Below are 22482 nucleotides of genomic sequence, written 5' to 3' on the forward strand. Positions count from 1 at the left end.
CAGGTTATCCGGGCCAGCCGAGCAGGCGGCTTAGCTGGCGCGTAGCTGCGGTAATTTGCGTGTCGCTGCAGTTGCCATAGCCAATAACCAGCCCCTGCTGTACCCGTTCCTGCAGATAGAAGGTCGAGAGAGGTGTGGGTGCGTATCCCGCCTGGAGCAGTTTGCGGGTGATAGCGACGTCATCCCGATGAGGATCGAGTGGCAGCACCAGATGCATACCGCTGTTACCGCCCAGCAGCGGAATCGACTGACCCGCAGCGCGCTGCAGTTCGGTTCGCAGCCATGCCTGTCGCTGACGATAGAGACGACGCATTTTACCGAGATGGCGGCGATAATCACCACTGAGAATAAAATGCGTCAGTGCCTGCTGCTCGAGACGGTTTCCGCCGCGCAGTAGCTGATGAAGCGCTGGTCGCAGTCGACTGACCAGCGGGGCGGGCAGTACCATAAAACCGATGCGCAGCGCAGGGAACAACGTCTTGCTGAAAGAACCAAGATAGATAACCGGGGCATTATCGGTCATGCCCTGCATCGCCATGACAGGCTCGCCGTGGTAATGGAAGTCGCCATCATAATCATCTTCAATAATCCAGGCCTGGTGCTGCTGCGCAGCAGCAATCAGCGCCAGACGCCGGGCCGCGCTCATTACCGCGCCGGTGGGATACTGATGGGTAGGCGTTGTATAAATCAGACGGGGCGGAGTCCGTTCCCAGTGTATCGGCTCGGGGGCAAGACCCTGCTGATCGATGGGGATCGGGACAACGTTAAGCTCCCCGGCCTGCAGAGCGGCTTTGGCACCGCGATAGCCGGGCTCTTCAATCCAGCCATGGTCGCCAGGATTGCTTAACAGGGCGACGCACAACGTTAGCGCCTGCTGCACACCTTCGGTAATCACAATCTGTCCGGCATCACAACGTACACCACGCGTGAGACGCAACTGCTGCGCCAGTACATCACGCAGTTCGGGATCGCCAAACGGATCGCCATAGCCGAGTAGCTGCGGTGGCGTGTGACTCAATATCTGATTCAGCGTCCGGCGCCATGCAGCCAGCGGGAAATGGGTCAGAGCGGGGATACCGGGACGCAGGGGCAATGCGCCGCTGTCCATTTCCCTGCTGTGGTGAAAGAGATCAATTCGTTTTGCCAGCGGCCAGCTGGCTAACGTATCGTCATCCGTCTGTACGGCAGGTAAAGCCAGCGGGCTGATGCGGCTGCCTTGCCGATCGCTCATCAGATAGCCCTCTGCCTGTAGCTGTGTCCAGACGTTAAGCACCGTATTCCGTGAAACCTTTAGCTCAGGTGCCAGCTGACGCGTGGACGGTAACATCGTTCCGGCAGCAAGCTGACCCTGCAAAATGCCCTGTTTTATCCGCCGATAAAGTTGCTGCTGCAGTGTGGTCCCTGCTGCTGGTATCAATGGAGCCAGCAGCAAATCTGGGATCTCTGGCTTCATGACCTGCTCCGTGGATCCATCATTTTTCAGGATTGTGGTACTTTTTAACCCACCATGATAGTGGCAATCTGCAGATATCATCTGTAGCCGGGAGGCGATATGTCACAACACCTGAATCAATTCGGTCAGCCGGTCGGTCAGCCTTTACCAGACTGGCAACCCCGTCCTTTGCCCCAGCATCAGGTTTTCACCGGCGAGTCGTGTCGGCTGGAGCCGTTCAGTGCAGCACGGCATGGTGATGCACTGTCTGAGGCCTGGGAGATGGCTGAGGATGGACGCGACTGGACTTACCTGCCAGCCGGTCCCTTTACCGAACGCCAGGCATGGCAGGCGTATGCCGCACAGCTTGAAGTGAGCCGCGATCCGCTGCATTTTGCTGTGATCGATCTCGCCACCGACCAGGCGGTGGGGAGCCTGTCGTTAATGCGCATCCAGCCTGAATATGGCGTGATGGAAGTCGGGCATGTCATGTTTTCGGCCCGGCTGAAGCAGACCCGCATGGCAACGGAGGCGCATTTCCTGCTAATGCGTTACGCATTTGAGACGCTGGGTTATCGTCGCTATGAATGGAAATGCGACAGCTGTAATGCCCCGTCGCGTAAGGCGGCGGCACGGCTGGGCTTCCGGTATGAAGGCGAGTTCCGTCAGGCAATCGTCTACAAAGGGCGTTCGCGTGACACCAGCTGGTTTTCGATTATCGACAGCGAATGGCCGCAGGTGAAAAAGGGCCTGAAGCGCTGGCTGGCGGAGGATAACTTTACCGCCGAGGGTCAGCAGCGCGAAAAGCTGGAGGCGCTTCGCGACAGACCCTGACCGGGCGATAACGGGATCACATTACACAATCTTTCAGAACCGCCGCCAGCAGGGTGGTGGTCATCAGGATAGACAACCGTTTGATCCAGCGCATATCGGTGGTCAGGGTCACAACGTCATTTCTCAGGCTGTCGACAGCCGAAGTTAATCGGAAATTCATTTCACTGAGAGCGACATCCAGCTTATCCACTTTGCCTTCTGACTGATTAAAACGGATGGCCAGTTTGTCTGTTTTTCTTTCAACATGGCCAAGCCGCTCATCTATCTGATGTACTTTTGTTGTGAGCTGACCAAGCCACTCATCTATCTGATCGACTTTGGCCGTAAGTTTGCCGAGTCGATCGTCCATCTGGTCGATTTTGGTCGTGAGGTTACCGATCCGATCGTCTGTCTGGTCGGCTTTTGTCTGAAGCTGGCCGATCCGGACGTCAATATGATTGGTTTTGGTCTGAATCTGACCGAGTTGCTTCCCGACCTGTGCGCCAGGCGGCCTCTGCTGCATATCGTTAAACACCTCCACCATCGCCTCCGCTTGCTGATCGTCGATCCCTGCCTGTTGCAGCGCTTTAAAGGCTTTATGGGTACTCATCATTGTGTTTGTCATCACGACACCTCCCTGTGTACTCCAGCGATAACCGCATCATGACAGGCACAAAGCGTATCCCCACTCAACCGGTTATATTTTGCGCGACATGCCGAAAAATATCAATTAGTTCAAAAGGTAACGTGCAGCGAAGTACGGGCTGGTTCGCAACAGAGAGCCGATGACAGTATGAGGTGCCTCTGCGGATTACCGCAGAGGCGGAAGGGGAAAAAACGGCGTTATGGCTGTGGTACGATTTTAATTTCAACCATACCGATGCCCAGTTTGCGCGGATCCTGGCCGGTGATATTGCCGATGTTACTCAGCTGCGGTTCCGGTGGCGCAATCACCAGCTGATGGCTGGCGTTTGGGTTATCGAAATGCAGAGTATGCGTCGATACCTCTTCGCCCAGCGACAGCAGTTGCTGCTGATCGCCAACCCGAACCGGGATCGCGCGGTGTGCGTTGGGGCCATATGCGCGTGCGGTAATGACCAGATCAAACTTAGCCGGAAGCGCATCGACATAATCGATATGCACTTCTGGCGCGAGATTGGCGTTTGACCAGCGCCCCCAGCTCTCTGGCCGTGAGATGCCGCTGAAGCTTTTAACCGTTTCTGGCGCGCCAGGCACGTCGAGCCGGAAGCTGTCAGCGCTATAGCGAATGTTGTTATCTTCAATCCGGATCTGCGCCAGGTTCTGCTGGTAACGTGCCTCGCTGACAACGCCGTCCGGAAACTGCACTTTGCCTTTCCATTGCGGTTTGTCGACATGCGTCACGGTTGGCGTGCCGCCAAGCTGCCCCATCGCCACACAGAGATCGCCGGAGAGGGCCAGCGAAGGCTGCCAGAGTCGTGCCATTTTAAAACAGCGATCCACCCAGAGAAATTTATCGGCTGAGGCGAAATCGGCCAGCTGATAGCGCAGCGGGGCCGAATATTCCCCTTCCGGCATCGGCTCCACATGCTTATCGCTGATGCGGAACAGAATCGGCAGTTTAAAGGTGGTGCCTGAGAAGCTGAACGTATTCTTCGCCTGATCCACCGTGAAGTTGTCTATCTTCTTCGGGAAATTCCAGAGCTGAATAATGTCAGGTTTCCAGCTCGCCACCTTACTCTTCATATCGTCGAACTGGGTGGAAAGTGAAAGAGAAGAAAGGCTGCTGCGGCCCAGGCCAATCGCGTTATCGCCGCCGAGAATATCCAGCAGCGTTGCGCCATTATCCAGTGTGCTGCGCTTCGCTTCCATCAGTTCCGCCTGCGGTTTATCACCCCGGATCACCATGAATAGATTACGACGAGGTTGTTTGACCAGCCACGGATGCGCCGTATTATTCATGGCCAGATGATCGGAGCTCACCACAATCACGGTATTTTTAAACCACGGCGACGCTTTGATGCGCGCAATCAGTCGCGCCACATGTTCCTGCGAGCAGGCGACCGCACTGAAGGACTGATTCGGTTTGCCTGCAATGCTGTAGCTTCTGCGATCGCAACTGCGTGAGATAAACCCGTCCGGGTGATGCGTATCGACGGTCAGCGTAAACAGCGCAAAAGGTTTACCGGCCTGGGAGAGTTCCTGATATTTTTCAAAGACTTCGTCCAGCACCGTATCGTCGTAATAACCCCAGTTATTGCGGTAAGCAGGATCGGCAACGCGACTTTTCAGCTCCTGCGAACCATAAAGATTTTCAGGGTCGAAACCGTGCGATTTCAGGAAGACATCTTTACCGGCAAAACGGAGATCGGCACCCTGAATAAACCAGTTCTGGTAGCCGGAGTTTTTCAGGATGTCGCCCAGACAGACGTTTTGCGGATAGAAGCTGGAGAGCGACGCCGACGCATTGCCGTCAAACGGCGCAAACAGCGGAATGCCGCACTGTGAGGCGACCATACCTGCAATGGTGTAGTCGGTGCCGGGTAACTGTTCAGTTTCGCTGAAGTCGATACTCTGCTCTTTCTGCCGGCTCAGCTCAGGCGCCAGGCCGGGAAAGGCGATGGGGTCGAAATAGGTGCGCTCTAAGCTTTCACCATAGATGTAAACCACGTTGAGGCGCGGCTGTTCAATGCGATTACGCGGCACTTTATAAAAGTTGTCGAAGTCAGAATCGGCCATCTGGGTATGCGACACGATGAGCGTCGCAACCTGACGAAAGGCCGGGGTAGTCTGCACTGAGCCGAGTGCGCAGGCGGCCGCCAGCAGCGACCAGCCCATGTGATGCGGACGCTTACGCCGACGCAGAATCCACGACAGCAGGCAGAACAGCAGGAACAGCACAATAATCAGCCCAATCGCGGGCACCACATACTTACTGACACCCGCGCCGGTCAGGCTATTGGTCAGGGTATAGAGCACCGCATCGTTGATGCCGTCTCCGGTAAAATAGTTGCTGGCATACAGGGTGGCGTTCAGCACAACGAAAAGCACCAGCAGGATAAGAACAAGAATAAACCAGAATTTGTTACGCCCGGCTTTACAGGAATAGATTGCAATAGCGGCCAGAAACAGCACGACGGAGACCAATTCGGACAACGGTAAATCCTCTCTCTACAGGGTTGCACGAGGCTTCACGCAACCGGCCACCTTCGGGGGATGGTTTTTCGACAATCTATATTGGCTGTCATCCGGCTGCAACATATCCGGCCCGATTTGTGCGGTGTAGAGCAGATTGGTTAAGAAGAGAGGTTTTCAGGCGTGACGGTGGCTGGCGCACCGTCAGCAGAGCAGAAGTCAGGACGTTTTTCAGAGTTTGCCGGTGAGGTATTGCGCTTCGCCGTCGGCAAAACTCCAGTCACCTTTGTCGTTGGTGATAAAGCTGATCATTAAATCGTTGCCCTGCACGCCACAGTGCTCACGCAGCTCACGCGCCAGCTCCGCCATAAAATGCTGCTTCTGTTCACGGCTGCGTGGGCTGGTATAAACCCGCACCATCACCAGATTATCGCTGCGGCTGAATCCCAGGCCGGTATCCTGAAACACCATCTGATAGCGCTTGTTTTCCTGAACAATCTGATAACGATCGCGTTCAGGCACGTTAAAAGCTGTCAGCACGGCACGGTGCGCTGCATCCAGCAGTGTACGCAGCTCTGATTCTGAACGACCCTGAATAACATCGAATTGCAGTAGTGGCATAGTGAACTCCTCATCGTGATTAATGCACCTATGGTGACTTCTTTATCCGGCGGGAAAAAGCGCGTAGCCTGAAATGATTATTCAATATAATGAACAATCGCAATGAAAGAGATGAAAACGGATACGCTATGGGATCATCTTCACTGGCTGACCGTACTGGCTGAGCAGGGCAGCTTTACCCGCGCGGCAGAGCGGCTGGACGTCAGCAAAGCGGCGATGAGTCAGAAAATCAAAGAGCTGGAGCAGATAGCCGGTGTACTGCTGGTACAGCGCACCACACGCAGCGTGCGGCTGACATCGGCGGGTGAGAAGCTGGTGGAGGAGTTGCGCGAGCCTTTTGCCCGCATCGAACAGAGTTTTTTCAGCGTGCGCGATACCGCCGGGCCAGTGCGTGGTCTGGTGCGTATTACCGCGCCGGTGGCGTTTGCCCGACAGCAACTGGTGCCGATTATTGGTGAGTTTCTGCGTGACTATCCGCAGGTGCGTCTGCAGCTGGATGTGACGGATCGCATTGTGTCGCTGAGCAGTGAGGGATTTGATCTGGCAATCCGGCACAGTGACACGCTGCCGGAAACCCATGTGGCGCTGCCGCTGTGTGATACGCAGACAGTACTGGTGGCCTCACCCGCCTATCTTAACGAACAGGGTATACCGAACACGCCGCAGGATCTGGTGCAGCATAACTGTCTTTACTATCCGCGTGGTGTTGAATCACCGCGCTGGCGGTTTGCTACCGCAGCGGATGGCGAAGAGGTGCAGGTCCGGATTCAGGGCAGTTTTGCCACCAACAACAGTGAGTCGATACGCGATGCCGCTCTGCAGGGACTGGGAATCGCGATGCTGCCCGACTTCAGCGCCCGTGAAGCGCTGGCCGCGGGCTCATTGCAGCAGGTGTTATCTGAGTGGCAGCCGGTTGAAGCCTTTGCCGCCCGCCTGTGGATCGTCCGACCCTGGGCGGCGCAGGTGCCCCGCGCAGTCACCACCTTTACGCACTGGCTACGCGCGCGTTTTGACCGTTGATGGCAATGCCAGCGCAGGTGATGGGGTGTCCATCATCTCGCCAATCAGGCTGCTGCGGTTATACAAACCCAGCCGCAGATTGAAGTCGAGATGCAGTCGCTCGTTGCCGGTTAATTTGATAATCGGTGGTGGCGTCTCTGGCCGCTGCTGAAACATCACCGACTGCGCAAAGGCGGTGCTGCTGTCGGCATGCAGGCGCTGATAGTACCAGGCGCTGGCTTCCCCTTTACGCAGATAAAGATTGGCTCGCCGGTATTCGCGCATCGCGATCTGCTGCGCCAGTGACAGGAGCTGACGTGACGGATTATCTACATTTTGCACAATCAGCGGAAAATCATCCCGCTTTTTAAGCTCATGGAAATAGTTGCGGATACCGACGTTTTTAACCGGTGCCAGCTGTTTCAGCCATTCGCGAATGAAGGCATTTTGCGGCGGCGCGGCAATGAACCAGCTCTCGGTGACCGGCGCAAGCAGGTTCAGCGTTGATTGCTCGCGATAGTAGCCGATGAGATCCATTGGCCGCGTCTTGTGAACGCGGTGTACCCAGGCGAGATTCTCAAACAGCAGGGTGCTGCAGTCGATACCGATACCGCCATAGCGGTGAATCAGCTCAAGCCGGATGATTTCACTTTTATGTGCCAGCGTCAGATCGGAAGAGATAAAGCTGAGTTCGGGCAGCCACTGCGACAGGGTGCGCTGCGTAACCAGATAAACCTGGTGATCAGGATTGTCCCGCCGGATTTTACTGATATTCAGCGCCATTGACGTCGGCAGCTGATCGTTATGCCAGACCATCCAGACAATCTTTGGAATCTCAGGCAGATCTTTCTGCTGAGCGATCAATACGACATTATCTTCCTGTCCTGGATCATATTCCGGTGCCTGACAGAGGCTCTGTTGTTTCTTATTCCATAACATCTGGCTACTGAACGATATTCTTTTCCAGTTACGCCAGATTTTATGCGCTGAACGTTGGCGATGTGAAGTCATGGTACACCTGTTATTTTTATTTTCCCGCGATAGTTCAGGCTCTGGCCGTTACGCCTGAGGCGTGAACGGACGGCATTGAATAATGGCTCATCCCGATGAATGCGGGAATTAATGAATAGTTTTCCCTGGTGGCGACGCAGTGCGGGAGCGCGCGATAGTTTCCTCACGGCTTTTTAATTGCACTGCACCTTTTTAATAAAACATTATTTACACATTAGCTATGTCTTTTTTTGACTTTAGGATAATACGGAAATCATCCGGTCACCCTATTGGAATAATAATATCGGCATGGTTAATCAGTTATTTAAATGTGTCTGAACACATAACTAAAGAATATCTGAATATTATGCTGAGCCTTTGGGTTTTCTCAGGGCCCGGACATCAGGATCAGTGAATATTGCGCTTAACGTGTAGCGTAAGCCCGGCTCAACAATTCCCGGAATCGTACAGCCTGAAGAGGATTGTCTACGCTTAAGAAGAACTTACTGAGAAAGGAGCGCGCATGCAGAGTGAATCCTATGGTTTACTGGCGGTTGATAAGCAGGGTAATCGCGTCCTGTTTCTTAATCCGGAAACCTTCGCGGTCGAGCGCGAGCTGAACGCTTTTCCACCGCGGCCGCATGAACTCCTGATGCTGGCCCCCTGGGGCAAAGCGTATGTGCCCATCTATGGTGACGGCGTTCATGGCAATAACCCGCATCCGGGTCACAAAGTGGCGATCATTGATTTGCAGCGTCGCGAGATCAGCGGCTTTATCGATCTGTCGCCGTTGCGTGCCCCACACAGTGGGCAACTGGGCCGTGATGGCAAAGTCTATCTCTGCTGTGAGCAGAGCGCCGCTGTAGCCGTGATCGATCCGCAGACCGACAAAGTGGAAAAGATCATCCCGATTCCTTCTCACAACGCGCATCGCCTGACGCTGTCACCCAGCGGCCGCAAACTGTTCACCGATAACGAAGAGGATGCGACCATCACCGTCGTGGATCTCTGTGAAGCAGAGGGACGGGTCATCGATACGATTCTGCTGCCGGGTCCGATTGCGGGCATCGCCGCCTCACCAAAACACCCTTATCTGGTCGCCAGCGCCGCGGATGCGCCGTTACTTTATGTGATCGACCGACAGAGCCACCGTATTCGCCAGCGCATTACGCTGCCAGGTCATCAGCAGCCCTGCCAGGTGGTTCGCTTCAGCGCCGATGGCGAACAGCTGGTGGCGATTGGCGATCAGGAACCACTGGTAACGCTGTTTGACGACCTGCTGAATCCGCTGGGCGATATCAGCGTGGGCAACATGCCGATGGATGGCTGCTTCACGCCAGACAGGCAACAGCTGCTGATTGCTAATCAGGATGATGGCACGCTGAGCGTGATCGATCTGGCGCAGGGTAAAGTGATTGCCACGCCGCGTGTCGGAACAGGCTGTGAGGTGCTGGGCTATTTTCCGATTGGTCAGATAAACGGACGGTGATAGATCGCGGAACTCCAGTGGCGGCTGCTGGCATGTTTTTCTGCCTGCCAGCCGCGTTTACGTAATTCGCGCGCAATCATCTTGTTCATGATGCCGTGGCCCAGCAGCAACACTGTGCCACGCTGTGAGTGTCCTATCAGCTTCTCTGCCGCCGCCGAGGCGCGGCTGCGCGCATGTTGCAGCGACTCCGCTTCACCCGCATAACCGCAGAACCACAACAGCCGCAGTAAGGCCAGCCAGCAGATCGTTGGCAGCTGAAAGGCCCCCGTCCGCAGCAGCGGTACGGCGACTTCGCTGTAGAGCGCATCAATCTCATGAGGCTGCAGGCCAAGCTGGCTCAGAGAGGATTGTGCGCGGGGCAGAGGACTGCAGACAATAATCGCGGCCTGACGGGCGATCTCAATACTGCGCGGTGGCGGCCCGTCACTGACTCCGGACTGATCGTAAGCTTCGCACCAGTCTGCAAGTGTCTGCACGCTCTGACGACCCGCGGCCTGGTGGTCAGGTTTACCGTGTCGCATCAGAATAATAGTCATAACACCTCTGTCAGGCTTTTTTTCAGGGTAACGCATTGTCTGCGCTTGCAGAGATTTTTCAGAATAAAGACGAAGTGTCATCTGCAGGTAATCAGGGTGTGCGACAACAGAACCCGATGAAAGGATTTTAGCCTCGCTTATAACGCTCAATGATTAGAGAAAATGCTAACTTACCGTGCAGAGTGATTTTTTATTGTGCGATATGGTGGAGTTAACTGGCTGAATTTGCGCTGAAAATGTGCGATGACGCAATGTGATAGTGAAGTTTTACTAACAAATTTCGTCGGGATGCCTTGATTTATCTACGCGCGTAGATACACTAGGTCCCCAGTGATTGCTCACGGTGCGATGCATAGTAGGCTCCATTGATTGTTAAGTTACATTCGCTCAGTTTAAGCGACCGGTGAAAAATACATCGGCGAAACGGGGCGAAGAACAAGATTCCAACACCAGGGAATCCTTTAACCTTTCATCATGGTTAGTCAACTGAACGTCGCCACCGGGGGAATTCCGCTTTCATCAGGGAATCGACCCATGGACGGGCGTTTATCAATCTGCATACTCATTCAGGGATAGGGTTATGACGGCACACAATTCCGTTAAGCAGCAGGCATCACTGTCTTCCACCTCAGCCGCCGACGAGCGGTTTAACACTTCTTCAGGCCGAAAAGATTTCTGGCGCGCCACTTTCTCATGCTGGCTCGGAACGGCAATGGAGTACGCGGATTTCGCACTCTACGGCCTGGCTGCCGGTATCATCTTTGGCGACGTCTTCTTTCCGGAATCGACTCCCGCGATGGCACTGCTCTCCAGCTTTGCGACCTGGTCCGTCGGGTTTATTGCCCGGCCTATCGGCGCGCTTTTTTTCGGCTGGCTCGGCGACCGCAAAGGCCGTAAGGTGGTGATGATCTCCACCATCATTCTGATGGGCGCTTCCACCACCTTTATCGGCTTAATACCGAGCTATGCCGCGATTGGCGTCTGGGCTCCGGCCTGTCTGGTGCTGCTTCGCTTTACCCAGGGTTTCGGCGCGGGCGCAGAGTTATCGGGCGGCACGGTGATGTTGGGTGAGTATGCGCCGACAGAGCGTCGCGGACTGGTTTCTTCCGTGATCGCACTGGGCTCCAACAGCGGCACGCTACTGGCCTCACTGGTCTGGCTGCTGGTGGTGCAGATGGATCAGCAGAGCCTGCTGGAGTGGGGCTGGCGTATTCCCTTTCTCAGCAGTGCCTTGATTGCCCTGGTTGCGCTGTGGATTCGACGTCATCTGCGTGAAACGCCGGTGTTTGAGCGCAGAAAAGCGGAGATCGAAGCGGAACGTGCAGGCGTACTGGCGGCGCCGGTAGTGGATCAGCGACCGTTCTTCCAGCGTACACGTGCCTTCTGGACCATGGTTGGCCTGCGTATCGGGGAAAATGGCCCGTCCTATCTGGCGCAGGGCTTTATCGTCGGTTACGTCGCGAAGGTACTGATGGTGGATAAGTCCGTGCCGACAACGGCCGTGTTCCTTGCCTCACTGCTGGGCTTCCTGATTATTCCTTTTGCAGGCTGGCTCTCCGACCGTTTTGGTCGCCGGGTGGTGTATCGCGTCTTCTGTCTGTTACTGATGATCTACGCCTGGCCTGCCTTTACCCTGCTGGACACGCGTGAACCGATGCTGGTTATCCCGGTTATCGTGGTCGGTATGGCACTGGCGTCACTGGGTATCTTTGGTGTGCAGGCTGCATGGGGCGTGGAAATGTTCGGTGTTCATCATCGCTACACTAAAATGGCGGTGGCCAAAGAGCTTGGCTCGATTTTATCCGGCGGCACGGCACCGCTTATTGCCGCTGCTATGCTCTCTTATACCGGTCACTGGTGGCCGATTGCGGTCTACTTCTCTGCAATGGCCGCCATTGGATTCTTTACCACCTTTGTCGCTCCTGAGACGCGAGGGCGGAATCTCAATCTGCCTGAAGATGCCATCTAGATTTGCCTGAGGGTGCCATCTGCCATGGGAGAGCGATAAACAGCAGGCCGTGTAAAGCGGCCTGTTTTTTTTATGGAGGAACGTGATGTGCCTAAGTCGTTAACGGGAAAAGTGACCCGCAGTGAAGTTGCGAAAGCGGCAGGCACCTCAGTGGCAGTCGTCAGTTATGTCATTAACAACGGGCCTCGTCCGGTCGCTGAGGCGACCCGCCAGCGGGTACTGGAGGCGATTAAAGCGACCGGTTACCGGCCAAATGCGGCAGCACGCGCCCTGGCATCCGGTAATACCAAAACGTTTGGACTGGTGGTGCCCAACATCGGCAATCCCTTCGTGGCGTCAATGGCGCACGTGTTGTTGCAGGAGTCGATGAACCACGGTCACGTCATGCTGCTGGGTGATGCAGGTGACGATCGCAAACGCGAACTGGAGTTGATTCAGGGGCTGCTCAACCGGCAGGTCGATGGACTGTTTTACAATAGCGTCGATCGTCATCCTTACATCGACCTGATTAAAGCAAGCGGAACGCCACTGGTGATGCTGGAGCGGGTTGAGCCTCAGCCGGGTGTGAACATGCTGCGGGTCAATGAACGTCAGGCCGCGTGGCAGGTGACGGCACATCTGTTGAGTCACGGTTATCAGCAGGTGGGGATCATCAGCGGCCCGGTCGATATGCTCAACGCGCAGGATCGTATTCAGGGCTGGCGCGATGCCATGCACGATCGTGGCCTGCCGGTTGATGAGTCGCTGATGTTTCCTGCCAGCTACACCCCACAGGGCGGTTACGAGGCGGCACAAACCATGATCGCCCGCGGCTGTGTGCCTCGTGCGTTGTTTACCAGTAATGAAGGTCAGGCGATTGGCGCGCTTCGCGCCTTTTCCGAACATCACATTCGCGTGCCGCAGGATGTGGCACTGGTCTGCTTTAACGGGACCAATCACTCGTCGTTTCATGTCCCGACATTAACCACCGTGCGTCAGCCACTGCGTGAGATGGCACGCTCTGCGATTCAGATGCTGAAAGAGGGGCAGAGCGAAGCGCAATTAAAGGAGTTTCCACACTATCTTGAAATCGGTGAATCCTGCGGCTGTCAGCCGCAAAGTCAGAGTTAATTTATAAAAATATGAAAAGAATCATTATTGATTGCGATCCCGGCAATGGTATCGCGGGTGCCAACACCGATGATGGGCTGGCAATTGCGCTGGCCTTAGCTTCACCAGCCCTGTCGCTGGAATTGATCACCACCGTAGCGGGTAACACGCCATCTGACGTGGGCGTTCGCGTTGCCAAAGATCTGATCGTCCGGCTGGGATTATCTATTCCGGTCGTACAGGGCGCGACGCAGGCGTTACAGGAAGATCCTGCGCCATGGCGCGAGATGCTGGATCATCGGGTCAATCAGCTTGCGCAGGGAAAACTCTGGCAGGATGTGCGTCAGCCAGCCGATGTTGCGGCGGATGCGCTTGATGCGGCTGACGCTATCGGCAAACTGATTTGCGACAATCCGGGCGAGATTACGCTGGTGGCAATTGGCCCGCTGACGAATGTGGCGCTGGCGATGCAGCGTTATCCCGCCATGGCAGAATCGGTGGCGGAAATTGTGATCATGGGCGGCGTCTTCTCGCTGGATGACTACATCAAAGACACCAATTTTGGTCTGGATCCCGAGGCGGCGCATCAGGTGTTGCACAGCGGTGCTACAGTGACACTGGTGCCGATGGATGTCACCACGCAGACGCTGCTGACCCAGCAGGATCTGACCCGCCTCACCGCCGTCGATCATCCGCTGACCGAATTTGTGCGCGACACGCTGCGACCGTGGATCGACTATTCAATGGAAACCCGTCAGCTGGCGGGATGCTGGATCCACGATGCGCTGGTGGTCGCCTGGTTGCTGAATCAGCGAGTCGCCTCAGGCATCGATTACCGGGTTGATATCGAACTGCGTCCCGGTGCGACGCGTGGCAAAAGCTGGCGTTATCGTCAGCCGCTTCGGCTCACTGTCGGTGTGCCTGATCACTGCGGCGCATCGGTGCATGTGCTGCATAGCGTCGATAACACGCTGCTGTTGTCGATCATTGAACAGGCATTTATGCGCCTGACATCCTGAAGTCATGGGCGATTAACTGCGCCCGCTTACTGCGCGTGATCGGCTGCCATGATAAGGCAGTGATTATCAGCGGCTGACAAAATTTGTCAGGTTGTCAGTAGCATTCGGGCGCAGGCAGAAGATGCAGGGTTTATCAACCAATACAAAGCGTTAGATCGCTTCACACACGTCGATCCAGCGGGCGTTAGTCAGTTCAGCCATCTGCTGTGGCGAGATACGGACGGCGCTGTGGATAGCGCCAGCGGCGGGCAGGACTTCATCAAAGCTGCGCAGTGAAACATCACAGTAGACGGTCAGCGGATTCTCCAGACCGAACGGACAAACGCCGCCCACTGGGTGGCCGGTCCAGTTAATCACCTCGTCGACGCTCAGCATCCGCGCTTTCGCGCCCAGCGCTGCTTTCAGCTTGCGATTATCCAGCCGGGCATCACCGCGTGTCACAATCAGCACCACGTCGTTTTTGACTTTCAGTGACAGGGTCTTGGCAATCTCTCCTGGTGTCACGCCATGGGCGCGTGCAGCCATCCCGACCGTTGCAGTGCTTTCTGCCAGTTCAATAATTTCAATTTCAGGGGCGTGTTCGGCAAAGAACTGGCGCACGGACTCCAGACTCATCTTTCTCTCCAGGCTTATCGAAGGCGTAAAAATTGCCACAAGCCTCAGTGCCTGTAAACGAGATAAACGGAGAATTCGCTGTAATTAAGTCTGTTTAGCTGCCGCTCAGTGTGCAGTTGCCGCATTGTTGGACATCAGGGATGCGATAACGCTGGCAACAGCTGCGACGGACCAGTTCGCCGTTACGCGGGATCATGGTGCGGTAAAGGGGGTTTGCGCTGCCATCCAGCAGCCGCTGGTTGAAGAACAGCGCCTGCTCCAGTTGCAGGATCAGCGCCTCATCGATCTGGCTTTTCAGCTCACCCAGGAACCACTGGAATGAGTAGCCCATGTTGTTCCAGATGAGTCGGGCGTTAATATCACCATGCTGCGTAATGCTATCGACCACCGGGATCAGATGCTGCTGAATCAGCCGATCAATGCGCTGCAGGGAATTAAGATAGCGCGCTTCTTCATCTTCCTGCACATCGATCCAGAACGTGGCCGGATGGCCATTCTCATGAAATCCGACGCGAATATGCTCAGGCGAGCAGTCCAGCGCACGTGACTCCTGCAACAACGCCATAATGAGCGGTGGCAGCAGCAGGCCAAAATACCACTGTGCCCAGAGTGACAGCACCGGTTTCGCTTCACGAACGGCATCAGGATGATCGCGATAGAGATAATCACTATAGCGCTGGATGAGCGGACCAAAGGCCTCTGACGCCGACCAGGCGGCAAGTGTCAGCGTATCGCGCGGAGCAGACTGGTTGAACTTCGTCGATTCAAGCAGATAGCTGCGCTGTTGCTGCAGCCGCTCATGCAGACTTTCCGCCAGCGGGCGGTCATTCTGCCGGAAGATCATCGACTGAGCGCTAAAACGCTGTTCCTGAGCTGAAGCAGTTGCCATGACGACTCGCAGAAAGTGTAGATAAGAAAGCAAATGATAATCGTTATTGATTAACTCTACAAGTCGCGTAAAAAAACGTCGCTGCTGGCGGGAAAAAGGCGGGGATTGAGAGCGGTCATCAGGCCGGACAGGGCAGCACTTCGCTCGCCACCGTTCCGTTCAGTAACGACCGCATTATGCTTACTCAGGCATGTTCGCTGGACCTCTGAGGCTGCTGTCGGGGCAAATCTTCCCAGGCCAGGATGGTATTGCGACCCTGATTTTTAGCCACATATAACGCGCTGTCCGCATTGGCGACCGCCAGATCGAACTCATTATCATAAATGGGCGCGATACCCGCACTGATAGTAACGTGGGTTGAAACGGTCTCATTGAAAAGGTGAGGGATTTCTAAATCCAGCACATACTGGCGGATTCGCTCTGCCAGCTTCATGGCGATGGAACTGTTCACATTGGTCATCAGCACCAGAAACTCTTCGCCGCCGTAGCGGGTGACGACATCACGCGAACGCACTGCATCACGAATCGCGACAGAGACCCGCGCCAGCGCCTGGTCGCCCATCGCATGTCCATAGTTATCGTTGTAGGCCTTGAAGTGATCGATATCCAGCAGCAGCACGTAGTGGCTGCCGGCATGGTTTTCCAGAATATTATCGAGCCGGTTCTTCAGGCCGCGGCGGTTATAGAGTCCGGTCAGCGGATCGAGCATGCTGAGATCGCTGAATGTCTCTTTCTCTTCATAGAGCTGATGCATGAGGCGCAGGGTAAAGCTGTCGGCACGGCGGCGCATCAGATGCTGCAGGGAGAAACCGATCAGGGGCAGGATGATGGTCAGCAGGATCAGCGGCAGATGCTGTCCATTGTCGAGCAATAGTACGGTGAATACCGGCGGCGCGACGTGCAGACAAAAAGCACCCAGATAATCGCTCAGGGCGATGGCACTGATAAATAACACACTGATCAAACTGATAATAAGAAAGCCACCATCAAAATAGAACACCTGATGAAAGCGATAATTAATGTGCAACGCCCAGAGCATGCCGAGCAGGAGTGCTACAGGATTTAACAGGGGAAGTTTTAGTCTGGGCCATATTAAATAGGTAATTAACATGATGCCGCTAAACGCAGCGACACAAATTACCGGCAGGGTCGCGTCATTTGTCTCATTGCTCATTACGGGCAGCAGATAAAATAGCGAAACGGCGATATTTAAAAAGAGAAAAAGCATCACTGAAAGCCGGTATTTACTCTGTTTCAGTTCTTCATATGATTGTAATTTCATTATAAATACTCGTGACGGCCCTGAAATACCAAAGCGCAAGCCGGCAAAAAAAAGATTCTGCCAGAGAGTGAGCAAATTATTGCTGTTGCTGTTATTAAAAGTGTTATCGGCCGCAATCTAGCATTTTCCAACTGGTCTGTCATCTTCGTTGCCGGACGTGGCAAAAACAGGCTGCAAGGGCGTCAGAACTGCTATATGATAATGGGAATGCTTATCATTTGAGGTTTGCGTCATGGGGATAGCGATTATTGCGGCCTGCGGCCTGTGGGGAGTCAGCTGGGCATTGGGTAAAAAGCTGGATAGCGCGTGGGGCGTATTGCTGCCCTGCATCGCACTGCCGCTGTTCGCCTTGTGGGAACCGAGCTTCAGTCAGTGGCGGATGGTGATGACGGTTGCACTGCTACTGACGGTCGTAATGCTGTTTAGCCCGCGTCTGCGTCACTATCTGCTGCTGCCCTCCTGTCTGGCGTTAGCAGGCGGACTGGCGGCTATCTCTGTGAATTTTCATCTGATTTAATCGGGGCGGAGCGGCTGAAAATTGTCGTACAGCGTGAAGCGACCGGATGAGCGAAACCAGGCTGAAAAAATGAGGTGAGCAGGGGATAAAACGATACTGCAAGGAAAACTGAAGGGCATTGCGGGAAAAACTGAGGAGGACAACGTTGGTGCGAAGAGAGGGACTTGAACCCTCACGTCCGTTAAGACACTAACACCTGAAGCTAGCGCGTCTACCAATTCCGCCACCTTCGCATCGAGTTGTCTGTTCATATCACCGCAATGGTGCGAAGAGAGGGACTTGAACCCTCACGTCCGTTAAGACACTAACACCTGAAGCTAGCGCGTCTACCAATTCCGCCACCTTCGCGCAGTGCTCGCGATATGAAACATGTGATTTTGGTGCGAAGAGAGGGACTTGAACCCTCACGTCCGTTAGGACACTAACACCTGAAGCTAGCGCGTCTACCAATTCCGCCACCTTCGCATACCCGTAACATCCTGAGAATGTTACAACCACGGAGGCGCATTCTAGAGATTTTACTCTTTGCGTCAACAACTATTTCGTCGGGCTGAAACGATCGCTGTAAAAAGCAACGTTTTCAGCCCGGCAACGCAGTTAACGCCGGGAAAAGCGCTTAGCGCGTTTTGGCTCCGCGACCGTAAACAGCACGATAAACTTTAAAACGACCGGTCTGCGCGATAACTTCGTGACTGCCGAAGGCTTCATCCAGCGCCTGCGGGTAGGGCAGGAAGGTGTTTGCGACGATACGCAGTTCACCGCCGGTGTTCAGGTGTTTCACTGCGCCACGGATCAGCGCCTGGGCGGCGTCGAGGCTGGTCTGGGTACCTTCATGGAACGGCGGGTTCGAGATAATCATGTCGAAACGCCCCGTGACGTCAGAGAAGACGTTGCTGGCGAAGACTTCGCCCTCAATGCCATTGGCGGCCAGCGTCAATTTACTCGCTTCAATGGCAGCCGCGTGCACGTCGCACAGCCACAAACGTACTTTAGGCGAACGGGCCGGCAGAGAGGCGGCAATCACGCCTGCGCCACAGCCCATATCCAGCACTTTACCTTTGGTATGTGGAGTAAAGGTCGAGAGCAGCAGGGCACTGCCGCTGTCCAGGCCGTCACGGCTGAAGACGCCAGGCAGGGTATGAATCGTCAGACCATCCAGCTGATACTGATGACCAAAGCTGCTGGCATCAAACTCAGGCTGTTTGTCCAGACGACCATGGTAGAGACCACAGCGACGCGCGCTGTCGATTTTCTCCAGTTTCACCCACGACTCCGCCATACCTTCAGCACTGCGCACGCCGCTGCGGTTTTCACCGACCACGAACACGTCACAGCCGACCGGCAGCAGAGAGAGCAGGTTCTGCAGCTGGAACTGCACTTCCGGCTTATTCTTGGTCCAGAAGTAGACCAGCGTATCGCAGCCCTGCACATCTTCTGCCTGCGCAACCATGCCGTAACGCGCCTGCTCGCCCATACGACGGCTGAGGTTTTGCCAGTGATGATATTGCTGGGTGTGAACGCGCGACGAGGCGGTTTCCAGCTGAGCGGGCAGGTCATCCTGCAGATCGCCAGCAAATAAAACATGGCGGGCGGTAAATTCATCACTGTGGCGCAGAATGACTTCGCTGGCCGGGGTTAAAGCAGACATGTAGGGCTCCTGTAAGATCTGAGCGGGGATTATAGTGGTTTGTTGGCGCATGTTCGATGGGTTTGCTAGCATAGCGACGCATTCAGGCAGCAGAACAGGTATCACCATGACGTCCAGGCGCGACTGGCTTTTACAGCAAATGGGAATTACACAGTACCAGCTGCGCCGCCCGCGCGTGCTTCAGGGCGAAATTGCCGTCACGCTGGCACCGGATACGCAGTTAATTATTGTCGCTGACGCACCGCCCGGTCTGCATGAACCGCTGATGCGCGACGTGCTGCATGCTCTCAATCTGCAACCCGAACAGGTCATGACCGTGACGCCGGATCAGCTGCAAATGCTGCCGGAGACGCTGAACTGCGCGGGCTGGCTGCTCGGCGTAGAGAGCGAACAGACTTTCAATGGCGTAGCATTAACCAGCGCCTCTTTCAATGAACTAATCAGCAGCGGCGTCGCCAAACGCGCGCTCTGGCAACAGATGTGTAACCATGACAGCCATCTCTTTACTCACCCCTGACGATCTGGCGCAGGCCTACGCCATTGAGTGTCGTAGTCACGCGTTTCCCTGGAGTGAAAAGACGTTTGCCAGCAATCAGGGCGAGCGCTTTATCAATTTACGTCTCGATGTTGACGGCAAAATGGCCGCCTTTGCGATTACGCAGGTGGTACTGGACGAAGCCTCGCTGTTTAACATCGCGGTCGATCCCGCTTTTCAGCGCCGGGGATTGGGCCGCCAGTTGCTGCAGCATCTGATCGATGAACTGATTAAACGCGACGTGCTGACGCTGTGGCTGGAAGTGCGGGCCTCGAACCAGCCCGCCATTGCGCTCTATGAGCAGCTTGGATTCAATCAGGTCAGTCGTCGCCCCAACTATTATCCCACCGCCAGCGGCCGTGAAGATGCCATTCTCATGGCCCTGACGCCGTAGTGGTGTTAAGGAGCTTTAATGATCGATAACTGGGACTGCATCCTGTTTGATGCGGACGATACCCTTTTTCATTTCGACGCCTATGCTGGTTTACAGCGCCTGTTTGCGGGTTATGACGTGCAGTTCACCGACCAGGATTACAGCGATTATCAGGCTGTCAACAAACCGCTGTGGGTCGATTATCAGAACGGCACCATCTCAGCGTTACAGCTGCAGACTCAGCGTTTTAACCACTGGAGCGAAAAGCTCAGCGTGGCGCCAGAGATCCTCAACAGCGGCTTCCTCAGCGCGATGGGCGAGATCTGCACGCCGCTGCCGGGTGCGGTCAGCCTGATGAATCAACTGCATGGCAAGGTAAAAATGGGGATCATTACCAACGGCTTTACCGCGCTGCAGCAGACGCGTCTTGAGCGCACCGGTTTCCGCGATTACTTCCCGGTGCTGGTGATCTCTGAGCAGGTCGGCGTGCCTAAACCGGCGGCAGAGATCTTTGATTATGCGCTGGAACGTATGGGCAATCCGGATCGGCAGCGGGTGCTGATGGTGGGTGATACACCAGAATCAGATATTCTGGGCGGCATGAATGCTGGCGTGAAAACATGCTGGCTCGATCATGGCACCCGGCCGCTGCCGGGACATATCAAACCAACCTGGCAGGTCAAATCGCTGGGTGAGCTGGAAGCGCTGCTGATCGGCTGATGGAAGCTGCCTCGCAAATCCGCAACTTTCCTGTAAAAAAGGCCCGCACAGCGGGCCTTTCTCGTTTTATCTTTACCGCAGCGCAGGCGCGTTACTCTTTCTTCTCGTCGTCCTCATCCCGATCCTCTTTCACCGGAGTGCTGGCGGTAAGCAGAAACGGCGACTGCTGCCAGCGGGTGCGGCGATGGCGCAGCAGGGTACGGGAGAGAATAATGCCGATCGCCAGCGCCAGCAGCATCATCAGACGCAGAATATTGGTGGTGTTATCGACCTGATGTGAGTCGGTGACCAGCACGTGGGTATCCAGCGTTACGCGCAAAAAGCCCAGCGGGCCATCGTTTCCGGCCAGCGGCTGCACAATCTGGTGGTTGAAATAGCTGCCCGCGCGCTTGCCGTCGAGCGCCAGCCGGTCGCGGACATTGATGTTTTCACCGCTGTGCGCCACCAGACTGCCGTCTCCGTCATATACGGATGCATCCAGAATACGGCTGTTCGCCGTCATCTGATTAAGGATGGCTTCGATCTGATTCCGGTTATTTTCACTGTTGTCCATCAAGGGCTTAAGGCTGAACGCCACCTGGCTGGTCAGCGTATGCGCCAACTCCTCGACCTGCTCAGAACGCGCCGTCTGATGGCCGAGACTAAACCAGGAGGCGCCTTGCATCAGCACGACCAGCAGCGCCATCGAGATAAGAACGATCACGGTACGATGTAAGCGAAATTTCAGTGCGGTTTTAGCCATTAATCATCCGGGTCATATCACAACAGAAAGCCTGGAGATTATGTTGCCAGAAGCGACGCAGACAAGGTAGCCTCTTGCGTGGTTTTGTTGTCCCTACAGGAGCTCTGATGCCAAATCGTTTAACCTGGTGCGATCTTCCCGCCGATGTCTCCCTCTGGCCGGGTTTGCCCCTTTCTCTTAGCGGTGATGAAGTGATGCCGCTGGATTATCGTGCTGGCCGTACCGGCTGGCTGCTGTATGGCCGCGGTCTGGATAAGCAGCGGCTGACCGATTACCAGCACCAGCTGGGTGCGGCGATGGTGATCGTCAGCGCCTGGAACGTCGATGAGTATCAGGTGATTCGCCTGGCGGGATCGCTGACGCCGTTTGCCAGCAAGCTGGCGCACGACGCCGGGCTGGACGTGGCACCGCTGGGAAAAATCCCGCATCTCAAAACGCCAGGCCTGCTGGTGATGGATATGGACTCCACCGCGATTCAGATCGAGTGCATCGATGAGATTGCAAAACTGGCGGGCTGCGGCGAGCAGGTGGCGGAAGTCACGGAACGCGCGATGCGCGGCGAACTCGACTTCACCGCCAGCCTGCGTCAGCGCGTGGCCACGCTGCAGGGGGCGGACGCCAATATTCTGAAACAGGTGCGTGATGCCCTGCCGCTGATGCCAGGCTTAACCACCCTGACGCAGAAGCTGCAGGCGCTGGGCTGGCAGATTGCCATCGCGTCTGGCGGCTTTACCTACTACGCCGAATACCTGCGCGACAAGCTGCATCTGTCGGCGGTGGTCGCTAATGAACTTGAAATTCGCGACGGCAAACTGACCGGCAACGTGCTAGGACCGATTGTCGACGCACAATACAAAGCCGATACCCTGAAGAAGCTGGCGCAGCGTTTTGACATCTCGCCGGAACAGACGGTGGCGATCGGCGATGGGGCCAATGACCTGCTGATGATCAAAGCCTCAGCGCTGGGCATTGCGTTCCATGCTAAACCTAAGGTGAATGAGCAGACTGCGGTCACCATTCGCCATGCCGATTTAATGGGGGTGTTCTGCATCCTTACCGGCAGCCTGATCCACGAAGAGCGTTAACAGAG

The 22482-nt window shown here is 55.4% G+C and carries 22 protein-coding genes and 3 tRNA genes; 11 read left to right on the forward strand and 14 right to left on the reverse strand.

Annotated features, from left to right (window positions below; all coding sequences use genetic code 11):
• Positions 1-4 precede the first annotated feature (4 nt).
• Positions 5-1453 (reverse strand): MocR-like pyridoxine biosynthesis transcription factor PdxR, encoded by a 1449-nt coding sequence (gene pdxR / locus AC6I8J_RS02725; protein WP_497825071.1) that lies wholly within the window; start codon positions 1451-1453, stop codon positions 5-7.
• A gap of 99 nt (positions 1454-1552) precedes the next feature.
• Here pdxR and AC6I8J_RS02730 point away from each other — a divergent pair, with 99 nt between their 5' ends.
• Complete coding sequence (locus AC6I8J_RS02730) at positions 1553-2266, forward strand: GNAT family N-acetyltransferase (protein WP_161735955.1); 714 nt, start codon at positions 1553-1555, stop codon at positions 2264-2266.
• Between the two features lie 16 nt (positions 2267-2282).
• Here AC6I8J_RS02730 and AC6I8J_RS02735 read toward each other — a convergent pair whose 3' ends face one another.
• The 3 genes from AC6I8J_RS02735 to AC6I8J_RS02745 form a co-directional block, all read right to left on the reverse strand.
• A complete protein-coding gene (locus AC6I8J_RS02735) occupies positions 2283-2870 on the reverse strand; it encodes a hypothetical protein (protein WP_497825072.1) in 588 nt (195 codons plus the stop codon).
• A gap of 218 nt (positions 2871-3088) precedes the next feature.
• Positions 3089-5380, reverse strand: coding sequence for a phosphatidylglycerol--membrane-oligosaccharide glycerophosphotransferase (opgB, locus tag AC6I8J_RS02740; RefSeq protein WP_161735957.1), 2292 nt, complete (start codon positions 5378-5380; stop codon positions 3089-3091).
• Between the two features lie 210 nt (positions 5381-5590).
• Positions 5591-5980 (reverse strand): tautomerase family protein, encoded by a 390-nt coding sequence (locus AC6I8J_RS02745; RefSeq protein WP_098051578.1) that lies wholly within the window; start codon positions 5978-5980, stop codon positions 5591-5593.
• A gap of 102 nt (positions 5981-6082) precedes the next feature.
• Between AC6I8J_RS02745 and AC6I8J_RS02750 the strand changes: the two genes are divergently transcribed.
• Positions 6083-7000 carry a LysR substrate-binding domain-containing protein gene (locus AC6I8J_RS02750; RefSeq protein WP_222924610.1) on the forward strand — a complete coding sequence of 306 codons (918 nt, stop codon included), beginning with the start codon at positions 6083-6085 and terminating at the stop codon, positions 6998-7000.
• Here AC6I8J_RS02750 and AC6I8J_RS02755 read toward each other — a convergent pair.
• Positions 6977-7990, reverse strand: a complete 1014-nt coding sequence (locus AC6I8J_RS02755) for a glycosyltransferase family 32 protein (protein WP_161735960.1) — start codon at positions 7988-7990, stop codon at positions 6977-6979. The two genes, AC6I8J_RS02750 and AC6I8J_RS02755, sit on opposite strands and share 24 nt — an antisense overlap.
• A 502-nt stretch (positions 7991-8492) precedes the next feature.
• On the opposite strand from AC6I8J_RS02755, the gene AC6I8J_RS02760 reads away from it, so the two are divergent.
• Positions 8493-9458 (forward strand): beta-propeller fold lactonase family protein, encoded by a 966-nt coding sequence (locus AC6I8J_RS02760; protein ID WP_253420996.1) that lies wholly within the window; start codon positions 8493-8495, stop codon positions 9456-9458.
• On the opposite strand, the gene AC6I8J_RS02765 is transcribed toward AC6I8J_RS02760, so the two are convergent.
• Positions 9440-9994: a histidine phosphatase family protein gene (locus AC6I8J_RS02765; protein WP_161735962.1), complete on the reverse strand. Its 555-nt coding sequence runs from the start codon at positions 9992-9994 to the stop codon at positions 9440-9442. The two genes, AC6I8J_RS02760 and AC6I8J_RS02765, sit on opposite strands and share 19 nt — an antisense overlap.
• Positions 9995-10574: 580 nt before the next feature.
• On the opposite strand from AC6I8J_RS02765, the gene AC6I8J_RS02770 reads away from it, so the two are divergent.
• The 3 genes from AC6I8J_RS02770 to AC6I8J_RS02780 all read left to right on the forward strand — a co-directional run bounded on the left by AC6I8J_RS02770 (position 10575) and on the right by AC6I8J_RS02780 (position 14071).
• Complete coding sequence (locus AC6I8J_RS02770; RefSeq protein WP_222924608.1) at positions 10575-11963, forward strand: MFS transporter; 1389 nt, start codon at positions 10575-10577, stop codon at positions 11961-11963.
• An 87-nt stretch (positions 11964-12050) separates the two neighbouring features.
• On the forward strand, positions 12051-13073 hold the full coding sequence (locus tag AC6I8J_RS02775) for a LacI family DNA-binding transcriptional regulator (RefSeq protein ID WP_222924606.1): 1023 nt from the start codon (positions 12051-12053) through the stop codon (positions 13071-13073).
• Between the two features lie 11 nt (positions 13074-13084).
• The gene (locus AC6I8J_RS02780) at positions 13085-14071 is read left to right on the forward strand and encodes a nucleoside hydrolase (RefSeq protein WP_497825073.1); all 987 of its coding nucleotides are present in this window, start codon (positions 13085-13087) and stop codon (positions 14069-14071) included.
• A 150-nt stretch (positions 14072-14221) separates the two neighbouring features.
• Here AC6I8J_RS02780 and AC6I8J_RS02785 read toward each other — a convergent pair whose 3' ends face one another.
• The 3 genes from AC6I8J_RS02785 to AC6I8J_RS02795 form a co-directional block, all read right to left on the reverse strand.
• Positions 14222-14686, reverse strand: a complete 465-nt coding sequence (locus AC6I8J_RS02785; protein ID WP_098051571.1) for a YbaK/EbsC family protein — start codon at positions 14684-14686, stop codon at positions 14222-14224.
• Positions 14687-14780: 94 nt separating this feature from the next.
• A complete protein-coding gene (gene fhuF, locus AC6I8J_RS02790) occupies positions 14781-15575 on the reverse strand; it encodes a siderophore-iron reductase FhuF (RefSeq protein WP_161735966.1) in 795 nt (264 codons plus the stop codon).
• A gap of 184 nt (positions 15576-15759) precedes the next feature.
• On the reverse strand, positions 15760-16857 hold the full coding sequence (locus tag AC6I8J_RS02795) for a diguanylate cyclase (protein WP_497825074.1): 1098 nt from the start codon (positions 16855-16857) through the stop codon (positions 15760-15762).
• 232 nt (positions 16858-17089) lie between these two features.
• On the opposite strand from AC6I8J_RS02795, the gene AC6I8J_RS02800 reads away from it, so the two are divergent.
• Positions 17090-17374, forward strand: a complete 285-nt coding sequence (locus AC6I8J_RS02800; protein WP_161735968.1) for a DUF1435 domain-containing protein — start codon at positions 17090-17092, stop codon at positions 17372-17374.
• A 146-nt stretch (positions 17375-17520) separates the two neighbouring features.
• On the opposite strand, the gene AC6I8J_RS02805 is transcribed toward AC6I8J_RS02800, so the two are convergent.
• The 4 genes from AC6I8J_RS02805 to rsmC form a co-directional block, all read right to left on the reverse strand.
• Positions 17521-17607: transfer RNA gene (locus tag AC6I8J_RS02805), tRNA-Leu, on the reverse strand.
• A 28-nt stretch (positions 17608-17635) separates the two neighbouring features.
• A tRNA-Leu gene (locus AC6I8J_RS02810) sits at positions 17636-17722 on the reverse strand.
• Positions 17723-17752: 30 nt separating this feature from the next.
• Positions 17753-17839 (reverse strand) — tRNA-Leu (locus tag AC6I8J_RS02815).
• A gap of 151 nt (positions 17840-17990) precedes the next feature.
• The gene (gene rsmC, locus AC6I8J_RS02820; RefSeq protein ID WP_253421005.1) at positions 17991-19022 is read right to left on the reverse strand and encodes a 16S rRNA (guanine(1207)-N(2))-methyltransferase RsmC; all 1032 of its coding nucleotides are present in this window, start codon (positions 19020-19022) and stop codon (positions 17991-17993) included.
• Between the two features lie 106 nt (positions 19023-19128).
• Here rsmC and AC6I8J_RS02825 point away from each other — a divergent pair, with 106 nt between their 5' ends.
• Genes AC6I8J_RS02825 through yjjG form a run of 3 tightly spaced genes read left to right on the forward strand, consistent with a single transcriptional unit; the run spans position 19129 to position 20650 of the window.
• Positions 19129-19539, forward strand: a complete 411-nt coding sequence (locus AC6I8J_RS02825; protein WP_161735969.1) for a DNA polymerase III subunit psi — start codon at positions 19129-19131, stop codon at positions 19537-19539.
• Positions 19511-19951: a ribosomal protein S18-alanine N-acetyltransferase gene (gene rimI, locus AC6I8J_RS02830; RefSeq protein ID WP_161735970.1), complete on the forward strand. Its 441-nt coding sequence runs from the start codon at positions 19511-19513 to the stop codon at positions 19949-19951. The genes AC6I8J_RS02825 and rimI overlap by 29 nt, the downstream gene beginning before the upstream one ends.
• 18 nt (positions 19952-19969) lie before the next feature.
• Complete coding sequence (yjjG, locus tag AC6I8J_RS02835; protein ID WP_285086509.1) at positions 19970-20650, forward strand: pyrimidine 5'-nucleotidase; 681 nt, start codon at positions 19970-19972, stop codon at positions 20648-20650.
• A gap of 91 nt (positions 20651-20741) precedes the next feature.
• Here the strand turns inward: yjjG and AC6I8J_RS02840 are convergent, their stop codons facing one another.
• The gene (locus AC6I8J_RS02840; protein WP_095706238.1) at positions 20742-21392 is read right to left on the reverse strand and encodes a YtjB family periplasmic protein; all 651 of its coding nucleotides are present in this window, start codon (positions 21390-21392) and stop codon (positions 20742-20744) included.
• A gap of 107 nt (positions 21393-21499) precedes the next feature.
• Between AC6I8J_RS02840 and serB the strand changes: the two genes are divergently transcribed.
• Entirely contained in the window at positions 21500-22477 is a 978-nt protein-coding gene (serB, locus tag AC6I8J_RS02845) for a phosphoserine phosphatase (RefSeq protein ID WP_440829865.1), read from the forward strand.
• Positions 22478-22482 lie beyond the last annotated feature (5 nt).

This window comes from Pantoea sp. X-Soil-ISGK-355 (genome assembly GCF_059730805.1).